The sequence below is a fragment of the Streptomyces sp. W16 genome, from assembly GCF_033194735.1.
Classification (GTDB): Bacteria; Actinomycetota; Actinomycetes; order Streptomycetales; family Streptomycetaceae; genus Streptomyces.
Genome location: NZ_JAWOAI010000529.1, coordinates 1 through 6,495, shown reverse-complemented (window position 1 = coordinate 6,495; position 6,495 = coordinate 1). Strand labels below are relative to the sequence as shown.

Genomic DNA, 6,495 nt, shown 5'->3' with positions numbered 1-6,495 from the left:
CTGCGCCCCGACGTGCTGGTCGCCAACCGGGTGCTGCCCGAGTCCGTCGAGGACACCTGGCTCGCCGGCCTTGGCGCCCAGCAGCGCAAGACCCTGGACGAGTGGCAGGGCGCGTACGACGTCCGGCACGTCCCCCACCTCGGCCACGACCCGCGCGGTACCGACGACCTCGCCGCGCTCGCCGTGCCCGGTGTCAACGCGACCGGCTCCACGGTCGAGTGGCCCGTGACCGACGAACTCGCCGACGACGGCGGCGACAGGGTCCTCGTATGGCACATCCCGCTGCCCGGCGCGATACGAGACGAACTGGACCTCGTCCGCCGCGGCGACGAACTCGTCGTCAGCGTCGGCCAGTTCCGCCGTATCGTGCCGTTGCCGTCGGCCCTGCGCCGCTGCACCGTGGCCGGCGCCGCCCTGCGCGAGGGCGAGCTCCGCATCCGCTTCACGCCCGACCCGGACCTGTGGCCGCGGGGAAGGTGACCGTGTCGGTATTTGTGGGCGCGGAGACGGTGAAGCACGTACGCCCATTCGGGTAACGTCGTAGAGACGAACCGTAGTCAGGAGTCCGTCATGAGCGAAGAGCTCCCCCCGTACGACGCCGGCGAGGAAGAGGCGCTCGACGAGGTGCGGGCGACCGACGCCGACGCCTGGGCGACGGCGGCTGCCGAAGACCTCGCGGCGGAGAAGGCCCGCCGCCGCACCCAGTACGGCCCGCCCCCGGGCTCGGCCGCCGAGGAACTGCGCAAGCTCGTCGACACCGTCGCGGACAAGCTGTCCGGCCTCCAGTCACCGCTGCTCGGCCAGGTCGCGGGACCGGCCGCCCAGCAGGTGGTGAAGCAGGTCGTCCAGCAGGCCAAGGCCGCCGTCGAGCCCGTCATCGAACGCAACCCGGACGTCTTCGACCACCTCGCGGCGGCCGGAAACGAACTGCTCGCCGCGTACCGCTCCGCGGTCCAGGCCCAGGAGCAACGCTGGACGGCACGCGACAGCGAACTGAAGAACCTGCGCGACCCCGGGGACGACTCCGGCCCCGGTGAACGTATCGACCTGGACTAGAAGCCCCCTGAGGGCCTGCCGTCAGATTCGCGTCTGCCCGGCGGGCGAACGACGCGAATCCGACGGCAGGCCCTCGGGTACGGTGGGCCGTAGCGGGGCTCGACCGAAACTGAGGGATTCATGGGACTCACCATCGGCGTCGATATCGGCGGCACGAAGATCGCGGCCGGGGTGGTCGACGAGGAAGGCAACATCCTCTCGACCCACAAGGTACCGACCCCGGGCACGGCCGAGGGCATCGTGGACGCCATCGCCGCCGCAGTCGACGGAGCGCGTGCCGGGCACGAGATCGTCGGCGTGGGCATCGGTGCGGCCGGGTACGTCAACCGCCAGCGTTCGACGGTCTACTTCGCGCCGAACATCGACTGGCGCCAGGAGCCGCTGAAGGAGAAGGTCGAGGCCCGCGTGGGCCTCCCCGTCGTCGTGGAGAACGACGCGAACGCCGCGGCCTGGGGCGAGTACAAGTTCGGTGCCGGCAAGGGCCACCGCAACGTCATCTGCATCACCCTCGGCACCGGCCTCGGCGGCGGCATCATCATCGGCAACAAGCTGCGCCGCGGACACTTCGGGGTGGCCGCCGAGTTCGGCCACATCCGCATGGTGCCGGACGGCCTCCTGTGCGGCTGCGGCTCACAGGGCTGCTGGGAGCAGTACGCCTCCGGCCGCGCCCTCGTCCGCTACGCCAAGCAGCGCGCCAACGCGACCCCCGAGGCCGCGGACGTCCTGCTCTCCCTGGGCGACGGCACCCCCGAGGGCATCGAGGGCAAGCACATCTCCATGGCCGCCCGGCAGGGCGACCCGGTGGCCGTCGACTCCTACCGCGAGCTGGCCCGCTGGGCCGGTGCCGGCCTCGCCGACCTGGCCTCCCTCTTCGACCCCTCCGCGTTCATCGTCGGCGGCGGCCTCTCGGACGAGGGCGAACTCGTCCTCGACCCGATCCGCAAGTCCTACAAGCGCTGGCTGGTAGGCGGCAACTGGCGCCCGGTCGCCGACGTGATCGCCGCCCAGCTGGGCAACAAGGCGGGCATGGTCGGCGCGGCGGACCTGGCGAGGGAACCCGACCCGATCATGTAAGGCGCCTCGCTTTCTGCTTTTAAGGGGCGCGGGGCTGTGTCAATAAGCGGCTCCGCCGCGTGGGCGCGACAGGCGCACGTGTTCCTCGCGCCCCGCTTTTGCTTTTAGGGGCGCGGGGAACTGCGCGACCAGCCACATCGGACTGGCAGTCGCACACGTACCCCGCGCCCCGAGCTGTCAGGCGGCGTAAATTGATCCACATGGCGCCGCTCCCCAACTCCCGCACCGAACCCGACGGTTCAGCGATCATCCGCGTCCTGAGCTACAACATCCGCTCGATGCGCGACGACACCGCCGCCCTGGCCCGGGTGATCAGAGCCTGCGCCCCGGACCTAGTCCTGGTCCAGGAAGCCCCCCGCTTCTTCCGCTGGCGCAAGAAGCTCGCCCGGCTGGCCTCCGCGTCCGACCTGGTGGTCCTCTCAGGCGGCGGCTCCGCCGCGGGCCCCGCCCTGCTCTGCTCCCTCCGCGCAACAGTCGAACGCACCGAGGACGTACTCCTCCCCCTCACCCTCGGCGAACACCGCCGCGGCTTCGCGACCGCGGTCGTCCGCTTCGGCGCCGCCCGGCTCGGCGTCCTCAGCTGCCACCTCAGCCTGCGCGACGACGAGCGCTACGACCAGGGCGGCATGCTGCTCGACCGGCTGGCCGGCATGGGCGTGGACCACGCGATCGCGGGCGGCGACCTCAACGACCGCCCCGACGGCCGCACCTTCACGCGGCTGGCCAAGGACCTCCAGGACTGCTGGGCCACCGCCCCCTGGGGCGACGAGTACACCTGGACCCCCGGCAACCCCTTCCAGCGCATCGACGCGATCTTCGCGACCTCGGGCATCGAGGTACTCGGGTGCGGGGTGCCGCTCGGCCTGCCGGGGGTGGAGGAGGCCGACATCAAGAGGGCGACGGATCACTTCCCCGTGCTGGCCGCAATGCGCGTGCCCGCGACCTGAACCACAGCCGCCGGGCGGAGTCCGGCGCAGCCGCCCGAAGCCTGTGAGGCCCACCGGGGCCGAGCAGTGCGAGGGGGGCGTTGAGAGGCACTGCCGTGAGGGCGGCCACGGACCACTTCCCGGTCCTGGCCGCCCTCAAAGTGCCCGCGAGTTAGACGACCGCTCCCCGACCCGGGTCGTCGCCCTCCTCGTCGTCCGTCCGCATCCGCATCACCAGCGTGCCGAAGCCGCCCAGGAAGCCGCCGATGCCGACGGTCGCCAGCCACCAGGTCATGTCCCAGCCGAGCAGCACCGCCAGCAGCAGGAGGATCGGGCCGCCGATCACCCCGAGCCAGGCGAACTTGGCCGTCGTGTCGGCGGCCGGCAGCGGAGGCGGCTCCGGCGGCACGAAGTGGCCCTCGTCGTCCTCGTCGAAGTCCTCCTCGGAGGAGTCCGGCGCGGTGTAGTCACGGGGGCCGCCGACGCCGGGTGCGAAGGAGACGGAGCTGCCCAGCGGCTTGGCGGGCGCCGGTTCCTCCGTGTCCTTGTCCGTGCCCCTGTCCTTGTCCTGCTCCTTGGCCTTGCCCTGCTCGTCGTTCTTCTCGGGGTCGAGCAGCGCCAGGTCCTCGATCGACTTGAACGGCTTGGCGCCCGGCGGATCCTTGGGCTCGTCGCCGTATCCGGCGACGATCGCGGCCCACGCGGCCTCCTCGTCGAACGGGACGCCCTGCTCGTCCGGTTCGAGGCCCTCGCGGTCGGAGTCGTGCTCAGCCACCTGTGGCCGTCCCTTCCTGCTCGCTCACCCGGCCCGTGTCGGACGCCTGCTTGCCGACACTGGGTGCGAGCCGGCCGATGAACGTGAAGCTCTCCTCGAAAATCCGGTCCGCGTCGTGGTCCAACGTCGCGACGTGGTAGCTCTGTTCCAGCAGGATTTCCGTCACGTCGGCGGAGGAAACGCGGCTGAGCACACGGGCCGAGTCGGCCGGCGGCACCACATGGTCCTGGGCGCTGTGCAGCAGCAGGAGCGGCTGGGTGACCTGCGGCAGCTCGCGGTCGACCAGCCGGAAGAAATTGCGCAGGGAGTGCGCGGAGTGCAGCGGCACCTTGTCGTAGCCGACCTCCTCGCTGCCCTCCTTCGCGATGTCGCTGGCGATACCCGGCGCCGTACGCACCAGATGGCGGGCCACCGGAAGGGCGTACGCGGCGAGGCCGTGCACCTTGATACCGGGGTTGACGACCACAACACCGCTGACCTCGTCGCCGTGCTTCGCGGCCAGCCGCAGGGCCAGCGCGCCGCCCATGGACAGGCCCGCGACGAAGACCTGCGAGCAGTGCTCGCGCAGGGCGCGCAGCTCGCGGTCCACCTCCGCGTACCAGTCCTGCCAGCCGGTGAGCTGCATGTCCTCCCAGCGGGTGCCGTGCCCGGGCAGCAGCGGCAGCGACACGGTGAGGCCGCGCTCGGCCAGATACTCCGCCCAGGGGCGCAGCGACTGCGGGGAACCGGTGAAGCCGTGGCAGAGGAGCACTCCGACCTCCCCGCCCTCGTGGCGGTACGGCTCGGCTCCGGGGAGGACCGGCACCTTCGGTCTCCTGTTCATGAGAGGGGCGTGTTCATGTTCATGAGAAGGGTGTGCGTGAGTGAGGCGTGAACGAGTCCAGGTGCGGTTAACCGTACGCGACCGCACTGACACCGACCAGGGTCGTCGGGTCCTTTGACGGTGCTCCGGGTTAAGGTCTGATCGACGAGCACAGGAGGCACTCGGTTGTTGTACGGCACGATGAAGGTCGCCATCGGTGGGCCGCTGAAGGTCGCCTTCAGGCCGTGGGTGGAGGGCCTTGAGAACATTCCGGCGGAGGGTGCCGCCATCCTGGCGAGCAATCACCTCTCGTTCTCGGACTCGTTCTTCCTGCCCGCCGTCCTCGACCGCAAGGTGACCTTCATCGCGAAGGCCGAGTACTTCACGACGCCCGGGGTGAAGGGCAAGCTGACGGCCGCGTTCTTCAAGGGCGCCGGCCAGCTCCCGGTGGACCGTTCCGGTGCGCGCGGGGCGGGCGAGGCCGCGATCAAGGCCGGGATCGACGTCCTGGAGCGCGGTGAGCTGTTCGGTATCTATCCGGAGGGCACGCGCTCCCCGGACGGTCGGCTCTACCGGGGCAAGCCCGGCGGCCTCGCGCGCGTGGCGCTCGCCAGCGGCGCTCCGGTGATCCCGGTCGCGATGATCGACACCGAGAAGATCCAGCCGCCCGGCAAGGTCATGCCGAAGCTGATGCGGCCGGGCATCCGGATCGGCAAGCCGCTCGACTTCAGCCGGTACAACGGTATGGAGCACGACCGTTTCGTCCTGCGCGCGGTGACCGACGAGGTCATGTACGAGATCATGAAGCTCTCCGGCCAGGAGTACGTCGACATCTACGCGACCGCCGCCAAGCGGCGGCTCGCGGACGCGGCGAAGGCCGAGAAGGAAGCGGACAGGGCCGCCAAGGCCGCGCTCGCACAAGCGGAGAAGGAACAGACCGGCCCCTAGGCGGGACGGTCTGTGTCGGGGGTGGGGAAGATGGCCAAGCAGGTGCGTGTCATCAGGATGTCCGTCGAGCAGCCACTGTGGCGTGCCCTGAGCGGCTACCGGGTGCTGACCATGCTGTACGCGGTCGGGCTGTTCGCCTCCGAGTACGACCAGTTCGACCGTCCGGGCATCGCCATCGCCTTCTACGTCGTCCTGTTCGTCTGGACGCTCGCCACCCTGCCCCGCGTGCAGAGCGCGGTCGCCTGCACCAAGCGCTTCCTCGCCGTCGACCTCTCGATCGCGCTGACCGGCATCGTCCTGACCCCGCTCGCGGCCGACGATCACCACATCTCAAGCGGCGGCCCCACCCTGCCGTCGATATGGACCGCCGGCTCGGTCCTCGCGTTCGCCATCAAGGGCGGCTGGCGCTGGGCCGCGTTCGCCTCCACCCCGGTCGCCGTCGCCAACCTGATCGAGCGCGGCTCCCCGGCCCGCGACACCGTGCACAACGTGGTCCTCGTCTGGGTCGCCTCCATCGCCATCGGCTACGTCGTGGAGGTCGCCCGCGCCTCCGAGCGCACCCTCGCCCGGGCCCTGGAGATCGAGGCCACCACCCGGGAGCGGGAGCGGCTGGCCCGGGACATCCACGACGGTGTCCTCCAGGTGCTTGCCATGGTGCAGCGGCGCGGTGCCGTGCTCGGCGGCGAGGCGGGCGAACTGGGCCGGATGGCGGGCGAGCAGGAGATCGCGCTGCGCACCCTGGTCTCCGGCGGCCTGGTGCCCGTCTCCCGGGTGTCGTTGGACGCGGCGGAGGGCGCGGTCGTGAGAGCCGTGGAAGTGGAACCCGACGACGACGGTCCGGTCGATCTGCGCACGCTGCTCGCCCCGTACGCCGCCGCGAAGGTGAGCTTCGCCGAGCCCGGCGCCCCGGTGCC

General features: G+C 71.0%; 7 protein-coding genes and 1 pseudogene. 6 read left to right on the top strand and 2 right to left on the bottom strand.

All coding sequences use genetic code 11. From position 1 onward, the window contains the following. The 4 genes and pseudogenes from R6V09_RS42755 to R6V09_RS42740 all read left to right on the top strand — a co-directional run. A pseudogene (locus R6V09_RS42755) lies at nt 1–480 on the top strand (ArsA family ATPase); the annotation flags it as partial. A gap of 90 nt (nt 481–570) precedes the next feature. Next, on the top strand, nt 571–1,056 hold the full coding sequence (locus tag R6V09_RS42750; RefSeq protein WP_317886878.1) for a DUF5304 domain-containing protein: 486 nt from the start codon (nt 571–573) through the stop codon (nt 1,054–1,056). A gap of 120 nt (nt 1,057–1,176) precedes the next feature. Continuing rightward, nucleotides 1,177–2,130, top strand: a complete 954-nt coding sequence (locus R6V09_RS42745) for an ROK family glucokinase (protein WP_317886877.1) — start codon at nt 1,177–1,179, stop codon at nt 2,128–2,130. Nucleotides 2,131–2,330: 200 nt separating this feature from the next. After that, nucleotides 2,331–3,077 (top strand): endonuclease/exonuclease/phosphatase family protein, encoded by a 747-nt coding sequence (locus R6V09_RS42740; protein WP_317886876.1) that lies wholly within the window; start codon nt 2,331–2,333, stop codon nt 3,075–3,077. A gap of 151 nt (nt 3,078–3,228) precedes the next feature. Here the strand turns inward: R6V09_RS42740 and R6V09_RS42735 are convergent, their stop codons facing one another. Next, entirely contained in the window at nt 3,229–3,831 is a 603-nt protein-coding gene (locus tag R6V09_RS42735) for a hypothetical protein (RefSeq protein ID WP_317886875.1), read from the bottom strand. Continuing rightward, nucleotides 3,824–4,636: an alpha/beta hydrolase gene (locus R6V09_RS42730; RefSeq protein WP_317886880.1), complete on the bottom strand. Its 813-nt coding sequence runs from the start codon at nt 4,634–4,636 to the stop codon at nt 3,824–3,826. The genes R6V09_RS42735 and R6V09_RS42730 overlap by 8 nt, the downstream gene beginning before the upstream one ends. A 198-nt stretch (nt 4,637–4,834) precedes the next feature. On the opposite strand from R6V09_RS42730, the gene R6V09_RS42725 reads away from it, so the two are divergent. Further along, the gene (locus R6V09_RS42725) at nt 4,835–5,581 is read left to right on the top strand and encodes a lysophospholipid acyltransferase family protein (RefSeq protein WP_317886879.1); all 747 of its coding nucleotides are present in this window, start codon (nt 4,835–4,837) and stop codon (nt 5,579–5,581) included. 30 nt (nt 5,582–5,611) lie between these two features. Beyond that, nucleotides 5,612–6,495 (top strand): DUF5931 domain-containing protein (locus R6V09_RS54775; protein ID WP_317886874.1); only part of this gene is annotated, 884 nt, incomplete at its 3' end.

What these genes read in the sequence shown, in the direction of transcription:
- R6V09_RS42745 (WP_317886877.1), top strand. Translation starts at nt 1,177, where the DNA reads ATGGGACTCACCATCGGCGTCGATATCGGCGGCACGAAGATCGCGGCC.
- R6V09_RS42725 (WP_317886879.1), top strand. Translation starts at nt 4,835, where the DNA reads ATGAAGGTCGCCATCGGTGGGCCGCTGAAGGTCGCCTTCAGGCCGTGG.
- R6V09_RS42750 (WP_317886878.1), top strand. Translation starts at nt 571, where the DNA reads ATGAGCGAAGAGCTCCCCCCGTACGACGCCGGCGAGGAAGAGGCGCTC.
- R6V09_RS42740 (WP_317886876.1), top strand. Translation starts at nt 2,331, where the DNA reads ATGGCGCCGCTCCCCAACTCCCGCACCGAACCCGACGGTTCAGCGATC.